Here is a 17,543-nt window from a genome sequence, read left to right on the forward strand (position 1 = left end):
TCTTTTTCAAATTTAAACACTGGTAAATGTCAAAAGTCAAAGTAGGTTTTGTGCAAATGACTTGTACGGCCAATAAGGCGGAAAACCTTGCCAAAGCAATTGAGCAGGTAAAAGTTGCTGCCGCCAAAGGTGCACAGATCGTTTGCTTACAGGAGCTGTTTACTTCCCTGTATTTTTGTGATGAAGAGAATTACGACAACTTCTCTCTCGCCGAGCCTATTCCTGGTCCATCTACAGATGCATTGCAGAAAGTAGCAGGTGAACTGGGTGTTGTGATCATCGCCTCCCTCTTTGAAAAAAGAGCACAGGGCCTGTATCACAATACGACTGCTGTGTTGGACGCTGACGGGTCTTATCTTGGCAAATACCGCAAAATGCACATCCCGGACGATCCGGCTTACTACGAAAAATTCTATTTCACGCCCGGTGATTTAGGCTATAAAGTTTTCAAAACCAAATTTGCCACCATCGGTGTACTCATCTGCTGGGATCAGTGGTATCCTGAAGCTGCCCGTATCACCGCCCTCATGGGTGCTGAAATCCTGTTCTACCCTACCGCTATTGGCTGGGCTACCAACCAGGACGAAGCCACTAATACCGAGCAATACAACGCCTGGCAGACTATTCAGCGTAGCCATGCCGTTGCAAACGGTATCCACGTGGTAAGCGTGAACCGTACCGGTTTCGAGCAGGAAGGCCGCATGAAATTCTGGGGTGGCTCCTTCATTTCCAATCCGTTTGGCACCATCATCTACCAGGCTTCTCACGAAAACGAAGAAATCCATGTGGAAGAACTGGATCTGTCTGTAACCGACAGGTACCGCACCCACTGGCCTTTCATGCGCGACAGGAGGATTGATTCCTACGCCAATATCACTAAAAGATTTATCGACGAAGCATAATGAACGGACAACCATCGCTGAAACAGCAGGGATACTTCTTCCCTGCCGAATTCCATCCGCATGTCGCTACATGGCTGAGCTGGCCGCATAAAGAAGCCAGCTGGCCAGGCAAGATTGACACGATCTATCCTTACTATAGCCAGTTCGTAAAGTACCTGGCAGAAAGTGAGCTGGTACGCATCAACGTGGTAGACGAAGCCATGAAAGCCGCTGCTGCTGCACACCTGCAGAAAGCAGGCGTTCAAATGGACAAAGTGGAATTCTTCCTGCATCCTACTAACGATGCCTGGTGTCGTGACCATGGACCTGCTTTCCTGATCAATCCTGCTGCTGCAGAAAAGAAGGTCATCGTAGACTGGGGATATAATGCCTGGGGCGGTAAATATCCTCCTTTCGATAAGGACGATGTAATTCCTTCCCTGATTGCAAATCATTATAAATTACCGGTATTCTACCCTGGTATCGTTATGGAAGGTGGTTCTGTAGAATTTAACGGGGCAGGTACCGTATTGACCTCTACCTGCTGCCTGCTGAATGAAAACAGGAACCCACACCTGACACAGGCACAGCTGGAGACCTACTTACAGGATTACTATGGTGTAGACCAGGTACTGTGGGTGGCAGAAGGAATCATCGGAGACGATACAGATGGTCATATCGACGATACTGTTCGTTTCGTAAACGAAGATACTGTGCTTACTGTAGTGGAAAGTAACAAGCAGGACGAAAACTACGACCTGCTGCAGCAGAACCTGCAACAGCTACAGCAAATGCGCCTGCTGAACGGTAAGCAACTCAACGTTATTGAGCTGCCAATGCCTGATGCAGTGGTATTTGAAGACCAGCGCCTGCCCGCTTCTTATGCTAACTTCTATATCAGCAACAAACATGTTATCGTACCTACTTATCGTTGTGCACAGGATGATAAAGCCCTCCGGATTATACAGGAATGCTTTAAAACCCGTGAGGTAGTCGGGATCGATTCAACCGAGATCATCTGGGGACTGGGTAGTTTTCACTGCCTGAGTCAGCAGGAACCATTGGTATAAAAAAAGGTGCTGTTGTACTCGCAACAGCGCCTTTTTTAGGTCAAAACATATCCCTGAATTCCGCTATATGATTGACTTCCAATGTCATCTAATTGTTAAAAATCACTGCCGGGCGCTACCGGGCTATTCCTTTTAGAACTGCACCACTGTTGCATATCCCCCAATTCACGGAATCGTTCTGTTCGGAGTCCTACCTTCCTCTTCACATTTCTTTCACATTTTCAGTGCTACCTTTGCCCTGTCCTGGTATTTCAGAAATTATTATCCTTATTAAAGAAGCCTAACCAATTTCTTAGATGAAGAAACCTGTTATTAAGAAAATTACTCAGTATACCTTTGCCGCCGGAGTTTTTGCAGTTACAACATTTGGAGTACTACCATCTACCGGTCATAAAACAACAAGCACTATCGTCCACAACACATCAGCAGTAAGCAACAAAGCGATGTTGTACGACACATTGGCATTGGATTCAATGGGATTATCCCGTACCGCCTTCAATTATGCACTTCGTGGTATGGAAAAACTCGAAGCAGAAGGCAAATTAGCTAACACAGATCTGATTACTATCGTAGATTTCAGCCTTCCATCCAGTAAGAAAAGACTATTCGTTATTGACCTGAAAAACGGGAAAGTGCTGTTTAACACCCTCGTATCTCATGGCCGTAATTCCGGTACGGATGTAGCAACTGCATTCTCCAATTCGCCGGAGAGCTTTAAAAGCAGCCTGGGGTTTTATGTAACGGGGGATACTTACAGGGGGGAGCATGGCTATAGCCTGCGCCTGCAAGGTCAGGAACAGGGCATCAATGACAACGCGATGAGTCGTGGCATCGTGATGCACAGTGCGGCATATGTAAATGAGAAATTAGCTGCTTTGCAGGGGTATATCGGCCGCAGTTTAGGTTGCCCGGCTATTCCTGAAAAAGTACACAGGAAGATTATTGAGATGATCAAAGATGGTTCCTGCCTGTTCCTGTATAGTCCTGATAAATACTATATGGCACATTCCAAAATTCTGGATTCAATGCCTGTCGATACTACAATTGTCTGACAGTAAATAATTTTGCCGCCATTTTGCGGTCATGGTCATAGATGTCTTCCACCACATGCAACTGACCGTCTGCGCCTATCCAGGTAGTATAGTAAGTTATCATAACGGGTACAGGGTGCTTTACCCTGACGTACTTTTCTTTTCCACTGTTCATGGCACTATCAATCTTTTCTGCTGTCCATTCCGGCTGATCATGCAACAGGTAATTCGCCATTTTTACCGGGTCTGCCAGGCGTATGCAGCCATGACTATACGCGCGCTGATCTTTGTTGAATAATTCCTTTTGATTCGTATCGTGAAAATAGATATTGAAGTTGTTGGGAAAGAGGAATTTCACCCTGCCCAATGGATTATCTTTTCCGGGTACCTGCCTGATCACCGGCACTCCATTTCTCTCGCCCGTTACTTCCATATGATGGCTTGACAGGTAATTGGGATTTCTGCGGATGGCAGGTAGTACTTCTTCTTTGATAATACTCCGGGGCAGATTCCAGTAGGGACTGAAAACTACCTGGTTCAGATCGCCGGAAAAGCTGGTAGTACCTTTACCCTCTTTGCCAACTACCACTGCCATGTCAAAATCTTTGTTCTTACCGTTCCATGCGTGCAGCATGAATTCGGGTATATTCACCATGATGAGCCTGCCCTGTGGTAGAGGTGGTATCCATCGCATACGCTCCATGTTGATGAGTAATTTTTCTACGATAGTAACCGCTGGTGCATTCATTTCCCGTATAAGGGTATCCGTGATAATTCCTTTTGGTGTATGACCATGCGTACCTTCAAATTGATTGACAGCAGCTTCCAGTGCATCGTCGAACACGCCGGTTGTGTCCTGCCCGGCCAGTTCACCGGTTACCTGCAAACGATGTTTGATAGCGGCTATGACAGCACTGGTATCTCCTTTTTTGTATTTCTTCTTTTTATCTACGGGAATGGTGTCCCAGCTTCCTTTTTTAGCAATAGCAGTATATTTCTCCAGCTCTTTTGTGAGGTCGCCGTACATGTTATGAATATCTGTGGAGTGATAACCTTTGCCGGAGGTAACGATATCTGCCAGCTGCAGCACATCGTACTTTTGCATGGGTACATAGTGTTCCATGATTTTCACAGCATCTTTATCATCTTTATGTGCATTGAGGAAGTAGGTAATGAAGCGCTGGGTCAGTTGTAGTTCTGTTTTTACAATATTAGTAGTTGAATCCTGTTCATTGTTCATGAGAGCATTGAGGCGATATTCCAGGGCCTTATTCGTTTCGCTGGTATCTACACTGTAATCGTATAAACTACGGAATCCGTAGGCCTGCTCATTCAGACCGCTGGTATCGAGCCAGGCATATTCGAAGTTACGGGCATTGTAAAAGCTACGCAACCTGTTAGCCAGGTTAGTATCCAGTTTTTGGTTCGTGATGAATTGCTCTACATCTTTGGTGTCAAGGAAAAGGCTGTTGTAGGCATTTGCGGGGGTGATATCGTTGTTCCGGGGAGTAACATATTGTGCGGCACTGTCGCCGCTGCTGTTATGATCTGTCCTGAATTTACAGCCTGCGATCAGGACGATTGCAAAAACCGAAAATATCAATGCCTTTTTCATACCTGAAACAAAAGCAAAACCTGTGCCCGTACCCGGGGCCACTATTCATGGCCCCGGATGAAAAGTTTTTTCCGCAAATTGGGTATTAATTCCCATAAAGCAGGTCCACACTCGCTTTTGCATACCCAGCACCGGCCGTCATACCCTTTCCTCCTATCCCGGTACGGATATGGATTTGCGGGGTGATGTCATATTCGAAAATATTCTTTTCATTATGCTGTGCATAGAACCCATTCCAACAGGTAGCGATCTGTTTGCTCTTTATGTTAATAATATGTGATGCCTCCTCCAGGATCAGTTCATTGATATAATGATTGGTATGAAAACCTAAATCGTCAGTCTGGTTGATTGCTGCATACTCATGGCTGTCGCCAATGATAATACTATTGTCTGTGGCCTGTTTGAAGAGGATATGGATGCCCCATTTTTTCAGCTCTTCATAGTGCTGTGGTGTTTGAATGTGGTGAAAGGAAGGGCAACAGGCAGCGAAGCTTTCATACCTGCGAATGGTGAGTCCGGTGAGGATATTGCCTTTCAGCTGTAGTTCAGGCATTGGAATGGTGCGCATCATCTGGAGCTTGCTTACCATCTGACCACTGTTGGAAAAGATATCCGGGAACAATAATTTTCCTTCATGCCCACAGCAGATAATGACCTTATTAGCCTGGAACTGCCCGTTTACAATAACTTGTCCGTTGGATTCGGTAATGGAAGTAACGGGGGTGTAACAGGAGATCTTTAAATGGCTAAATGTTTCTTTCATATAGGCATGCAGGCCATGAATCATCTTGTCCGGCTCCACACTGATTTCGTCCGGGAAGAAAAGCGCCTCCCGGGCGTATGCAGGTTTGATAGCCGGGTAACGATCCTGAATCGCGGATGCAGAAAGCAGCTGTGCATTGTACCCCTTATTATCATAATGGGCTTTCAGCTCATGAATCAGTAATTGCTCATCGTCGTCAGATGCGATGTAGACACTCCCGTTTTGCCTCACAGAGATATCGCCTTTCTCCTGGATAGATTTATAAAGCGCCAAACCAGTGAGCCCGTAATCAAACCATTTATCTGCAAGGCCGGAAGGAACTACCTGTCCAAAGTTACGTACGGTAGCGCCAACAGGATAGTTGTCCCTTTCCAGTAATAAAACTTTTAACCCCTTTTGCAAAGCATGAAAGGCATGTGCGGTTCCCAGTATACCACCGCCGGTTATAATCAGGTCAAATTGTTGCATAAAAATAATATTACCAGGGAAGGGAATAAGTTTTGGTGAAACTAAAAGTCTTCATGGCTTCAGTTACCCCTTCCTTAATGCCTAGTCCTGAGTCTTTAATACCTCCGAATGGAGAATGTTCAATACGGTATCCGGGCACTTCATTGATATTCACGGTGCCGGCGCTAATATGTTTGATGGCGTACATCGCGCGCTGCAGGTCGTTGGTCACTACCCCGGAAGATAGTCCGTATGTGGTGCTGTTGGCAACATGTACGGCGTCTTCAAGATTCGCTACAGCCATTACCGGTGCCAGTGGTCCAAATGCTTCCTGTACGACCATTTCTGCATTCCGCGGCACCTGTGTCAATATCGCCGGTTGTAGTAAGGCGCCTTTGCGGGTACCACCATGCAACAGTTTTGCGCCCTGTGCCACCGCCTTTCCAATCAGTTCTTCCAGGTGCACGGCGGCGGCTTCGTCGATCACAGTGCCTACTATAGTAGCCGGATCGGCAGGATCACCACAGGTATAGGTTTTTGTTTTTTCAATGAATTGCGATACAAATTCATCATGGATACTTTCCTGAACTAATATACGCTTCACGGCTGTACAGCGCTGCCCTGAATTGCGGAATGCCCCTTCGGCTGCAAGGGTCACAGCCAGTTCCATATCTGCGTCGTCCAGTATAATCAGGGGATCGTTGCCACCCAGTTCCAGGATCACTTTTTTATAGCCTGCTGTTTGAGCAATGCGCTTACCGACTGCTACGCTGCCAGTGAAAGACACCACGGATACACGGGGATCACTCACTAAAACACCTGCCACTTCAGGGGTTGGTCCCAGCAGTACACTGAGCATATGTGGTGGCAAGCCAGCTTCGTACAATAATTCCACAAAGCGGATGGCGGTAAGCGGTGTTTTCTCAGAAGGTTTCAGAATTACAGGCGTACCTGCTGCCAATGCCGGCGCTACTTTATGTGCGACCTGGTTCAGGGGATGGTTGAAAGGTGTAATTGCGACAGCCAGTGCAAGCGGTTCCTGCAGGGTATAGATCTTCCTTGCTTTGCCCTGTGGAGAAACATCGCAGGATAATACCCGGCCAGGTTCCTGCAAGGCGGCAATGGCAGCAAACAGGAGCACATCCATCGCCCTCCCGGTTTCGTACATGGCTTCCCGGATACAAAGACCCGATTCTGCGCTAATTAGCGCCGCAAATTCGTCTCTTCGGGTACCCAGCAGCTGGTGAGCACTATTTAACACCTGGTAGCGCTCATAATGGCTCATAATCGCTTTTGGCTGCAATGCTGCTTCGATGGCCGCCCGGGTATCGGCTTCCTTTACCGTGGAGAGGGTGCCAACTACCCTGTTATCGTAAGGGCTCCGGATCGTGAGTTGTTCCGTACCCTGTATCATTTTGCCTGCTGCATAGCAATGCAGGGATAAGTTATTTACCAGTTCCATTAATTGTAAAATCAAATACGTCAAAGTTGCGGGCATCACCTGCCGCTTTTCGCATATAGGTTGCATTCAGGGGATGAGAAATGAGCAGGGGCACCATTTCTTCATAACGGCCGCCATGAGAGCGAAGTCCGCTATCCAGTGCACGCAGGTCATGATGTGCAGGGGTACGGCCCAGCACTACATTGCGGGCAGACATTACCACCAGGTCACCGGTACGGTCAGCCGGTTGTTCGAGCAAGCGCACGGCGGTTTCACGGTCATATACTTCCGTAATACCCGGCTGTGCCAGCAGCCAGCGGCCTATTTCATCTGTCCGGGAAGGATCTGCCAGGTGTACGACCACATATGAACCCAATGCGCCATGGTGCTTTACATATGGATCGGTGATGGGGCAAATCACCCTGCTGCCTTTGCCGAATTGTTCATCCAGCAGGGATTCTACATAGATCACATTCGGACTGCCGTCAGGTAATTGTTTGGCGTTCATACCATGATCAGCCGTAGCGCCTACAATGGCGCCTGCCTGCAGTAACTGACCCAGTTCATGATCGATGGCAGCATAGAAATCTAAAGATTCAGGCGCTTCCGGTGCATAGGTATGCTGCATGTAATCTGTCAGTGACAGGTATAGGAAATCTGCTCTGCCGGCACGCAGCAAAGCATTGCCAGCCCGTAGTACGAACAGGCTGGCGGCTGCACTGTAAATGGCGGGAGCGGGTTCACCTGTCAGTTGTTCTACATCATCGATGCCGTGTGTGGCTATAGTAGCTGCTGCTGCTTTCTCTGCAGAAAACGCAATGCCGTTCAGGTTATGAGATAAGATATCGCGCAACTTCTCTTTGGCTGTCACTACTGCTACTTTTCTACCTGCATTTGCAGCTGCTGCCAGCAGGGTTTCTGCACGTAAATAAGTTGCGGCGTTCATCATGACTTCCTGGTCCAGGGCTGCATCGTAAAAGAAGTTGCCACTGATGCCATGTACAGCTGGTGATACCCCTGTTACAATGGAAGAATTATTCACGTTTGTAAAAGAAGGTAGTGCGCCTCTGACCATTCCCCTGTAGCCTTGCTGAATCATGCGTTTCAGGTGAGGCATGCGGTCAAAGGCGAGCGTAATGTCCAGGTATTCGTCGGCAGAGCCGTCCAGGCAGATCACCACGATAGGTGCTGCTGGTGGTTGATAAGTAATGCCGTTCGCAGTAAATGGTAAGGTGGATATAGACATGTGATTAATTTTGTGGTGCAGCAAACCCTTCAAAGGCGCTCATAACAGGGCGGCCTATCCAGGCATAAGGTGGTCTGGCATGCAGGGCAAATGCAATAGTGGCAGCCAGGTCGTAAGTGTATACGGGTTGCGTGATGATATAACCGGGTTTCACATCCTTGCCGGAAAAGATCATGGCAATCTCTGCCTCTTCCGGAGTAGCACCGCCATGGCTTTTGCCTTTGCCGCCGTGGTCTGCGGTGATGATCACCAGTGTGTTACGTGGTATGCTTTCCATAATGCGGCCAATGAGTGAATCTGTTTTGGCCACTGCCTGGTAATATAACGGTGAACCATGACCGTATTCATGACCGGCATGGTCTACATGATCGAAGTGTACAAAGGCAAAGAATGGTTGCTCTGCCCGGATATATTGAATAAAATCCGTGGCGGTTGAATCTTCTGTACTAAAATGACGGTCATGATTTACGGCCTTTTTTTCAAATAGGCGGCCAAAGTCATCCCAGTGGTAGACAGCGCCAATATTAGCCTGGGGGAATTGCTGGTGTAGTACGCCAAAGATGGTGGGGAAGATACCTTCATCATTAGCTACTACCGGGGGTAAAGAATGTTTGTCGCGCTGCCAGTCGTTGTCCGTGATGCCATGTTGCTCAGGACCTGCGCCCATGATCATACTGGCCCAGTTCGGGCTACTGCTGCTGGGTAGTACTGTTCTCACATTCCACTTTACAGCACCGTGGGCAATGAGACGATGCATCACAGGTGTTTGGGCCTGTTTGATCCCGTCGGGGCTCATGCCATCGACCCCGATGATAATGACGTGTTCAATACCTGTAGGAAATTTCTCCTGTGCCTGCAGGGAGGCCGGTAGTAATAACAGACAGCCAGTCAGGAATTTTTTCATATAGCGGTGATTATGATGTCTAAAGCATGGTCCATTTCTTCTTTCGTAGTAATTAATGGAGGGTATAAGGATAATACCCTGCCACTGGATACTTTGAAACTCAGCCCCTGGTCCAGGCAGCGGTACAGTACTTTTTCTGCCTGATCTGTTTCTATGGCCCAGAGCATTCCTTTGCCCCTGGCAGTAAACCCTTCTAAACGGGAACGGATATATTCTTCCATTTTCTTTACATGATCCAGTACCTTATACTCCTCCATATAGTCCAGCGCCGCCAGTGCCGCAGCTGCACCCAATGGATTTTTTTCATGGGTATAATGCCCCAGTGAGATATGTGCGGCTTTATTGAATTCTTCTTTACAGAGCATGGCGGCCATCGGTACCAGGCCTGCGCCAAGGCCTTTCCCTAATACGACGATATCAGGGATGATGTCATATTGTTGCCAGGCATAGTGCGTTCCCGTACGCCCCATGCAAATAGGAATCTCGTCCAGGATGAGGAGTACACCATGACGGGTACAGATCTCCCTCAGTCTTTTCCAGTATTGTACAGAAGGGATGATTACATCTGTGCTGCGAATGGTCTCTGCTACCAGTGCACCGATATCGCCTTCTTTTTCGATTACATATTCAATGTAGTCTGCATAGGCCATTTCATCTTTCCAGATGCCCCGCGGTGTATCTGGTGGCGGAACATGGATACTACCGGGCAAAAGCGGCCCTATGTCCTGGTGAAACTGGTACTCACCTCCTACAGAAATACTATCCATAGATGCGCCGTGAAAGGAGTCATACATGGAAATAGTCTTGTATTTGCCAGTCACCACACGGGCCAGTTTCAGCGCCATCCCAATGGCGGAGGTGCCGCCCGGCGCAAATAATACCCTGCTTAGATCTCCGGTAGTCAGCCTTTCTGCCAACTGTATAGCTGGTATATTGGTAAACCTCCTGGGAGAAAAAGCAAGGGTATCCATCTGCGCTTTCACCCTGTCCGTGATATATTTATTCTGGTAACCCAGCTGGTGCACGCTGTTACCATGAAAATCCATGTATCGCTTACCCTGCTGGTTGATAATGTAGATGCCTTCCGCACCCGAGAGAACATCCATACAGGGCGTAGAGAGCGACTGGTGCAGGAATACTTTTGCATCTGCATCCAGTAATGCTGTAGTAGCGGCATCTGCGTGCCGGCTCATCCATTCCTGCCGGTTTTCGGACAGGTTTATATCCCCTTCTTTTGATGAGAATTGCGCTTCCATACCGGACAAATATCTAAAAGAAATAGTTTAGTTTGGCTTAACAAATTGTTAAGTATTAGTAAAACTAAGGTATGATATAATATTTACTAATACTAAACACTAGCCGGAACGCATTTCTATACTGAGACTTAATCTTTAATTAATATTAGCTTAACCTACCTGCCACTTTTGTAAAATATATTTACAAATATTAAACTTTCTCACCTATGCATCGTTTACTCAAGAATGCCTCCGGCCCCTGGTTCACACTCTGGTGCCTGATTGCCTCTTTTGGCACTTATTTTTGTATGTATGCCTTCCGTAAACCGATGTCTACAGGTCTTTATTCCGAATACACTCTCTTTGGTATGGGTTACAAAGCCATATGCATTATCTCCCAGGTACTCGGCTATATGACTTCCAAATTCATAGGAATCAAAATCATTTCCGAACTCCGCCCCGCCGGCAGGGTAAAACTCATTCTTGGCCTGGTAGGGTTCTCCGCTATAGCACTATTATTTTTTGGCCTTGTTCCTTATCCATACAATTTCATTTTTCTCTTTTTCAACGGTCTGCCGCTTGGTATGATCTGGGGCGTGGTTTTTAGTTTTCTCGAAGGCCGTAAATACACCGAAGTCCTTTCCATAGGGCTCAGCATCAGTATTATTGCTGCCAGTGGTATTCTAAAAACCATCTACCTGGAAGTTCATAGCTTATTCCCGTATATTCCGGAATTCTGGCTTCCCTTTACCATTGGTGCCATCGCGTTCCCTTTCTTCTGTTTCTTTGTCTGGATGCTATCTGTTATACCCGCCCCTTCTGAAGCCGATAAAATGCTTCGTGCAGAACGCCCACCCATGACCCGTGCGGACAAAGCAAACGTGCTCCGCCAGTTTGGCCCGGGTATTGCCTGCATCATGATCGTATACTGTATGCTGGCTACCATGCGCGATTTCAGAGACAACTTCACTGTAGAGATCTGGAACGAACTCGATACCCATTGGAGCAAGACCGTCCTTGCCCAGACAGAAGTACTCTGCAGCATCTTTGTACTCGTGGCAGTGGGTGCACTTAGCTTAATAAAGAATAATGAAAAGGCTTTTCATGTAACCATGGGCGTAATCATCGCCGGGATTGGTATGGGAGGCATCAGTACACTATTATACCATGTGCACTTCATTTCTGGATTTAACTGGATGTTATGGGTGGGTATGGGATTATTCCTGGCTTATGTACCCGTACAGGTCGCTCTCTTCGAAAGAATGATTGCGTTGTTTCACATCCGCGCCAATGCCGGTTATTTCGTATACCTCTGCGATGCCTTAGGCTATCTCGGCAGCGTAGGGATTCTTTTCTACAAGGAGTTCTTTGCCAAAACGGTGAAGTGGTCAGACACGATGGCCCAGTTTAGCTGTATTATGACCATAGGTGGAGGGATGCTGTTGTTTACCTGTGTGTTATTTTTTAAAAAATTGCTTTTAAATAAAGAAGTAAGCTACCAGGATTAAGGCAGTGTCCGCGCCGATATTTGCAGGCCGGTGCCCCTGTCTGCCATCAAAAAAGATGGAATCGCCCGCATACAGGGTATGCTTCTCGTTGTTGATCAGGTATTCGACGGTGCCCTGTACAATATATTTATATTCATAGGCCTCCGTCTTCACCATATTACTCCTTTTGGCACCTGGCTTCAGTTCCAGCATTACAATATCTACAGGAAAATTCTTCAGGTTGCGCGTCATAATGCGCTTGTATTTAAAGCCCTTGGTCTTCTCCTTTTCAAACTCATAATATTCCTCACTCCGCTTCACAATCACATGCGAGGCTTGCGCCTGTTGCTCTATGCCTTTGAAAAATTCATTCAGGTCCAGGTCCAGTGAGGTGATAATATTCATCAATACCAACAAGGAAGGTATAGTACGGTTATTCTCAATCTGTGAAATTAGCCCTTTGCTCACTTCGGCCTTGCTGGCCAGTTCCTGCACGGTGATCCCTTTAGCTTTACGAATTTCTTTAATCTTGTTCCCGATTTGTATCAATATATCTTCCTGCATAATATAAGATAAGGCTTCAGAGTAAAGATAGAATTTTTATCTTTGCACTGTCGTGGGAAAATTACGCCTTTATATATTAATGGGTCTCTTCACACTGCACACCATCTCGTTTGATCAGCTTATCAAGCTGCCGGTGCTGGTGATGCACTATATAGAGCATCGCGCACAGGATGGAAACCTGACTGTGGTGCAGTTCCTTTCCATGCACTATTGGGGAAAGGATAAGAATGACAATGACCAGGACCGCGACAACCAGTTACCCTTCAAAAAAGTAAACACCACTACCGTTCAACAGGTGTTCATACCACTCGCCAAAATTACCAATCTAAAAGTACAGGCGGTGGCCAATATTTCTATCCAATATCCTGAGCTGGATGGCGATCATCTTCCTAATCCGGCTACCAGTAAGCTTTTTCGTCCTCCCCGGGCATAATCTATTCTTATATATTGCATAGTAAAGGAAGGTTCCCTTCCTTCAATTTCCATTTGATTGAATCTGATATCTTATGCTTAATAAAATAATTAGCTTTTCTGTAAAGAATAAGCTGATCATTGGGCTGTTTGTAATTGCCCTTATCGGCTGGGGCACTTTTGAAGTAACCCGGTTGCCCATCGATGCGGTTCCCGATATTACGGACAACCAGGTGCAGGTTATAACCGTATCTCCTGCCCTTGGTGCGCCGGATGTAGAGCGACTCATCACTTTTCCAATTGAACAGTCCTGTAGTAATATTCCAGGTCTGAAACAACTCAGGAGCTTTTCCCGCTTTGGTTTATCCCTCGTCACCATTGTGTTCGACGACGAAACTGATATTTACTGGGCACGTCAGCAGATCGCAGAGCGACTGGCACAGGTGCAGGATGCCATTCCTAATGGCATAGGTAAGCCAGAAATGGCGCCGGTGACTACCGGGCTTGGTGAGATCTACCAGTACGTAGTAAGGCCTAAAAAAGGCTATGAAGGTAAATACACGGCTATGGACCTTCGTACCCTGCAGGACTGGACGGTGCGCCGGCTATTACTCGGCACACCCGGTGTGGCAGATGTGAGTAGCTTTGGCGGTGAACTGAAACAATATGAAATTGCTGTACGCTCCGAACAACTCAAAGCTTATGGCATTACCATCGCCGAAGTGTTCGACGCACTGGAAAAGAATAACCAGAACACCGGTGGTGCCTATATTGAAAAAGGCCCTACCGTACTCTACATCCGCAGTGAGGGGCTCACAGGCAGTATGGCCGATATTGAAAAGATTGTCGTAAAGAACCTCAATAACGGGGTGCCCCTGCTCATTCGTGATGTGGCTGAAGTACACCTTGGTGCCGCCACCCGATATGGCGCCATGTGTTTTAATGAAGAAGGCGAAGTAGCCGGAGCAGTTGTGATGATGCTGAAAGGAGAAAACTCTTCTGCCGTGATCAAAAGAGTAAAGGCCAAGGTGGCAGAAATACAAAAAGCTTTGCCCGAAGGCGTAGTCATAGAGCCATTCCTGGACCGTACCAAAATGGTGAACAATGCCATTAAAACCGTTGAAAGCAACCTGATGGAAGGAGCGCTCATCGTGGTATTTGTACTGGTGTTCTTCCTGGGCAATATCAGGGCCGGGTTGATCGTATCTTCCGTAATCCCGCTTTCCATGCTGTTTGCCGTCATCCTGATGAACAGGTTTGGTGTAGGCGGTAACCTGATGAGTCTTGGGGCGATTGACTTTGGTCTGATCGTGGATGGTACGGTGATCGTAGTAGAAGCGATTCTCCACCGGTTCTCCCATTCTAAGTTGTCGAAGATTACACAGGCAGAAATGGATACAGCCGTCAACAAAAGCACGGGAACCATGATCCGCTCCGCTGTATTCAGCCAGATCATCATCCTCATCGTATATATTCCGATCCTTTCTTTGCAGGGTATTGAAGGTAAGATGTTCAAGCCAATGGCATTCACGGTAGCCTTTGCTATACTAGGCGCATTCCTGCTGTCTGTTACCTATGTGCCGATGATGAGTGCTTTGTGCCTGAACAAAAAACTCTCTCATAAATCTTCCCTGGCCGATAAAATGATGACCCGCCTGGAGCGCTTCTATCAACCTCTCCTGGGCCGTGTTATGAATTATCCCCGTACCATCATTGCCGGTATACTGGTGTTGATAGCTGCGGCAGTCATCATTCTCGGGCATATGGGCGGTGAATTTATTCCACAGCTGGAAGAAGGTGACTTTGCAGTAGAAACCCGCCTGCTCACGGGTAGTAACCTGAAGTCAACCATCAAGGCCACTCAACAGGCTTCCGGTATTCTATTGAAACAATTTCCTGAAGTAGAAAAGGTAGTGACGAAAATAGGGAGTGCGGAAATTCCTACAGACCCGATGCCGCTGGAAGCGGCAGATGTGATGGTGATCCTGAAAGATAAAAAGGAATGGACCTCTGCGAAAACCTTCCCGGAACTGTCCCGGAAAATGACCGAAGCACTCTCCGTTGTACCGGGACTCAGCGTTGGTTTCCAGTTTCCCGTACAGATGCGTTTCAATGAATTAATGACAGGCGCCCGCCAGGATGTGGTGTGCAAGATCTTCGGAGAAGACCTCGACTCACTGGCATTGTATGCAAACAAGCTGGGTGAAGTGATCCATACCGTGAAAGGTGCTGTAGACCTATATGTGGAGAGTGTAACCGGTATGCCACAGATCGTGATCAATTACAACCGCGATGCCATGGCCCGTTATGGCCTGAATGTAAGTGATATCAACCGGGTAGTGAATACGGCCTTTGCGGGCCAGGCTGCTGGTGTGGTTTACGAAGGTGAAAAGCGTTTTGACATGGTGGTGAGATTAGCTGGTGAGGCAAGGCAAAACATCCAGGATGTAGAAAACCTGCTGGTGCCTGCTGCCAATGGCATGCAGATTCCACTCTACCAGGTTGCAGAAATCAAAGAGATAGAAGGTCCTAACCAGATTCAGCGTGAAAACACCCGCCGCCGCATCATCGTGGGTTTCAACGTAAATGGCCGTGACGTACAGACCATTGTACAGGAACTGCAGCAAAAGGTCGCTGCCGGGGTGAAACTACCTTTAGGTTATTCTATCGTGTACGGTGGCGCCTTCGATAACCTCACAGCTGCAAAGCAGCGTTTATCTGTCGTAGTACCGATTGCGTTACTACTCATTTTCCTGCTGTTGTATTTCGCATTCCAGTCAGTAAAACAAGGGCTGCTTATATACACAGCAATTCCATTATCAGCTATCGGGGGTGTCTTCGCCTTATGGATACGCAACATGCCATTTAGTATCTCTGCCGGCGTAGGCTTCATTGCGCTATTTGGGGTAGCCGTGTTGAATGGTATCCTGCTGGTGACCGAATTTAACCGGTTGAAAAGTGAGGGTTGGCATGATGTACGCCGTATAGTGAGGCATGCCACCAAGTCAAAACTGCGCGCAGTATTGATGACTGCACTGGTACCATCCCTGGGTTTTATCCCAATGGCCGTCAGCACGGGCGCTGGTGCAGAAGTACAGAAACCACTGGCCACCGTGGTCATCGGTGGTTTAATCATATCTACTATGTTGACACTTTTTGTATTACCCGTTTTATACATTCTTTTTGAAAAAGGATTCCGCTTTTATAAGAAGGGTGCTGCTGTGGCGGTTCTGCTGCTGATTGGCGCCGGCCTGCATGCACAGCAAAAAGTAGGCTTGCAGGAAGCGCTGGACCTGGCCGTAAAAAACAATCTGCATATTAAAGCCGCGAAATCAGGGGAGGATTATTATGCCATGCTTCGTAAGAGCAACTTCAATCCTGATAAAACACAGATCAATGCGGAATATGGCCATATCAACAGTATGGCGAATGATAACAGGTTCACCATTTCACAAGGCATTGAATTTCCTACTGTCTATAAGCGCCAGCGTGACCTGGGCATTGCCCTATGGCAGATTAGCCAGGCCAATACCCGCAATACAGAAAATGAGCTGAGGTCAAGCGTAAAATCTACCTTCTACCACCTGCTGGTATTACAGGAAAAACAGCGCCTGCTCCAAAACGCAGATAGCATCTATGCGGTATTTGTAACCAAAGCGGCATTGCGACTCAAGACAGGTGATACCGATGCACTGGAAAAAGCGACTGCCGAAAACCAGCGCTTACAAATTGCTTCGCAACTGGCCATCCTCCAGGCAGACTACAATGCAGCGTTGCAGTTGTTTGGTATTTTGCTGAACAGTACAACGCCTGTTGTTCCTGCCAGTGATAGCCTGGTATACCACCCTGCAGTACTGCCTGACAGCAATAGCCTGAACAATGCTCCTCTCCTGCTGTTGCAACAGCGACAGCTGGATGCAATCAGTGCTGAATACAAACTGGAAAAGAGCAGAATGCTGCCTTCTATTAGTGTGGGCTATGCAAACAGCAGCATTACCGGCTACCAGAATATAACCGGTACAGAAAGATATTTTGGAAGCGGCACCCGGTTCTCTGCTGTGAATGCAGGTATCGGCATCCCCATCTTTGGTGGTGCACAGCGTGCTCGTATCAAAGCAGGTAATATCCTCATCCGGCGGCAGGAACAGGAACTGGCTGCCAACAAACAGCAACTGGACCAGCAACTGACCAGGGCATTAAACAATTATTACCGTTACCAGGAGTTACTGCACACTTACACTACCGTACAATTGCCTAATGCAGGTATTCTCATAGAAGGCGCTAACAAAAGGTTGTACAGCGGCGAAAGCAGTTACCTGGAATGGACCATCCTGGTCAACCAGGCCATTGAAACACGCAGTAACTACTATAACCTGATCATAGAATTGAACGATGCCGCTTTTGACATCGAGAAAATCAGCGGAATTAACTAACTTATTTAAATACTC

13 protein-coding genes are annotated in these 17,543 nt (G+C 47.3%); 6 read left to right on the top strand and 7 right to left on the bottom strand.

Annotated features, from left to right (window positions below; genetic code table 11):
• The first annotated feature begins 26 nt into the window (after positions 1-26).
• The 3 genes from ABDW16_RS11720 to ABDW16_RS11730 all read left to right on the top strand — a co-directional run bounded on the left by ABDW16_RS11720 (position 27) and on the right by ABDW16_RS11730 (position 3,003).
• Positions 27-902: a carbon-nitrogen hydrolase gene (locus ABDW16_RS11720; protein ID WP_343669927.1), complete on the top strand. Its 876-nt coding sequence runs from the start codon at positions 27-29 to the stop codon at positions 900-902.
• Positions 902-1,951: an agmatine deiminase family protein gene (locus tag ABDW16_RS11725; RefSeq protein ID WP_343669928.1), complete on the top strand. Its 1,050-nt coding sequence runs from the start codon at positions 902-904 to the stop codon at positions 1,949-1,951. Before ABDW16_RS11720 ends, ABDW16_RS11725 begins: the two co-directional genes overlap by 1 nt.
• Before the next feature lie 296 nt (positions 1,952-2,247).
• Positions 2,248-3,003, top strand: coding sequence for a murein L,D-transpeptidase catalytic domain family protein (locus tag ABDW16_RS11730; protein ID WP_343669929.1), 756 nt, complete (start codon positions 2,248-2,250; stop codon positions 3,001-3,003).
• Here the strand turns inward: ABDW16_RS11730 and ABDW16_RS11735 are convergent.
• From ABDW16_RS11735 to ABDW16_RS11760, 6 genes are all read right to left on the bottom strand, one after another.
• On the bottom strand, positions 2,990-4,597 hold the full coding sequence (locus tag ABDW16_RS11735; RefSeq protein ID WP_343669930.1) for a L,D-transpeptidase family protein: 1,608 nt from the start codon (positions 4,595-4,597) through the stop codon (positions 2,990-2,992). The genes ABDW16_RS11730 and ABDW16_RS11735 overlap by 14 nt on opposite strands.
• Before the next feature lie 85 nt (positions 4,598-4,682).
• A complete protein-coding gene (locus ABDW16_RS11740) occupies positions 4,683-5,828 on the bottom strand; it encodes a TIGR03364 family FAD-dependent oxidoreductase (protein ID WP_343669931.1) in 1,146 nt (381 codons plus the stop codon).
• A 10-nt stretch (positions 5,829-5,838) separates the two neighbouring features.
• Positions 5,839-7,284, bottom strand: a complete 1,446-nt coding sequence (locus tag ABDW16_RS11745; RefSeq protein WP_343669932.1) for an aldehyde dehydrogenase family protein — start codon at positions 7,282-7,284, stop codon at positions 5,839-5,841.
• A complete protein-coding gene (phnA, locus tag ABDW16_RS11750; protein WP_343669933.1) occupies positions 7,253-8,494 on the bottom strand; it encodes a phosphonoacetate hydrolase in 1,242 nt (413 codons plus the stop codon). The genes ABDW16_RS11745 and phnA overlap by 32 nt, the downstream gene beginning before the upstream one ends.
• A gap of 4 nt (positions 8,495-8,498) precedes the next feature.
• Positions 8,499-9,398: an alkaline phosphatase gene (locus tag ABDW16_RS11755; protein ID WP_343669934.1), complete on the bottom strand. Its 900-nt coding sequence runs from the start codon at positions 9,396-9,398 to the stop codon at positions 8,499-8,501.
• Positions 9,395-10,654 (bottom strand): aspartate aminotransferase family protein, encoded by a 1,260-nt coding sequence (locus ABDW16_RS11760; protein ID WP_343669935.1) that lies wholly within the window; start codon positions 10,652-10,654, stop codon positions 9,395-9,397. Before ABDW16_RS11760 ends, ABDW16_RS11755 begins: the two co-directional genes overlap by 4 nt.
• 206 nt (positions 10,655-10,860) lie before the next feature.
• Between ABDW16_RS11760 and ABDW16_RS11765 the strand changes: the two genes are divergently transcribed.
• Positions 10,861-12,141, top strand: coding sequence for a DUF5690 family protein (locus ABDW16_RS11765; RefSeq protein ID WP_343669936.1), 1,281 nt, complete (start codon positions 10,861-10,863; stop codon positions 12,139-12,141).
• Here ABDW16_RS11765 and ABDW16_RS11770 read toward each other — a convergent pair.
• On the bottom strand, positions 12,112-12,684 hold the full coding sequence (locus ABDW16_RS11770) for an XRE family transcriptional regulator (protein ID WP_343669938.1): 573 nt from the start codon (positions 12,682-12,684) through the stop codon (positions 12,112-12,114). The genes ABDW16_RS11765 and ABDW16_RS11770 overlap by 30 nt on opposite strands.
• A gap of 52 nt (positions 12,685-12,736) precedes the next feature.
• On the opposite strand from ABDW16_RS11770, the gene ABDW16_RS11775 reads away from it, so the two are divergent.
• Together ABDW16_RS11775 and ABDW16_RS11780 are read left to right on the top strand one after the other, a co-directional pair.
• The gene (locus tag ABDW16_RS11775; protein ID WP_343669939.1) at positions 12,737-13,117 is read left to right on the top strand and encodes a hypothetical protein; all 381 of its coding nucleotides are present in this window, start codon (positions 12,737-12,739) and stop codon (positions 13,115-13,117) included.
• A gap of 73 nt (positions 13,118-13,190) precedes the next feature.
• Entirely contained in the window at positions 13,191-17,528 is a 4,338-nt protein-coding gene (locus ABDW16_RS11780) for a CusA/CzcA family heavy metal efflux RND transporter (protein WP_343669940.1), read from the top strand.
• The last annotated feature ends 15 nt before the right edge of the window (positions 17,529-17,543 follow it).

Origin of the sequence: Chitinophaga sp., from assembly GCF_039596135.1 — a bacterium.
Taxonomy (GTDB): domain Bacteria; phylum Bacteroidota; class Bacteroidia; order Chitinophagales; family Chitinophagaceae; genus Chitinophaga.

Excerpts from the sequence above, each read along its gene's own strand:
- ABDW16_RS11780 (WP_343669940.1), top strand. The coding sequence starts at position 13,191 with ATGCTTAATAAAATAATTAGCTTTTCTGTAAAGAATAAGCTGATCATT.
- ABDW16_RS11755 (WP_343669934.1), bottom strand. The coding sequence starts at position 9,398 with ATGAAAAAATTCCTGACTGGCTGTCTGTTATTACTACCGGCCTCCCTG.
- ABDW16_RS11765 (WP_343669936.1), top strand. The coding sequence starts at position 10,861 with ATGCATCGTTTACTCAAGAATGCCTCCGGCCCCTGGTTCACACTCTGG.
- ABDW16_RS11735 (WP_343669930.1), bottom strand. The coding sequence starts at position 4,597 with ATGAAAAAGGCATTGATATTTTCGGTTTTTGCAATCGTCCTGATCGCA.
- ABDW16_RS11720 (WP_343669927.1), top strand. The coding sequence starts at position 27 with ATGTCAAAAGTCAAAGTAGGTTTTGTGCAAATGACTTGTACGGCCAAT.
- ABDW16_RS11730 (WP_343669929.1), top strand. The coding sequence starts at position 2,248 with ATGAAGAAACCTGTTATTAAGAAAATTACTCAGTATACCTTTGCCGCC.
- ABDW16_RS11760 (WP_343669935.1), bottom strand. The coding sequence starts at position 10,654 with ATGGAAGCGCAATTCTCATCAAAAGAAGGGGATATAAACCTGTCCGAA.
- phnA (WP_343669933.1), bottom strand. The coding sequence starts at position 8,494 with ATGTCTATATCCACCTTACCATTTACTGCGAACGGCATTACTTATCAA.
- ABDW16_RS11740 (WP_343669931.1), bottom strand. The coding sequence starts at position 5,828 with ATGCAACAATTTGACCTGATTATAACCGGCGGTGGTATACTGGGAACC.
- ABDW16_RS11725 (WP_343669928.1), top strand. The coding sequence starts at position 902 with ATGAACGGACAACCATCGCTGAAACAGCAGGGATACTTCTTCCCTGCC.
- ABDW16_RS11770 (WP_343669938.1), bottom strand. The coding sequence starts at position 12,684 with ATGCAGGAAGATATATTGATACAAATCGGGAACAAGATTAAAGAAATT.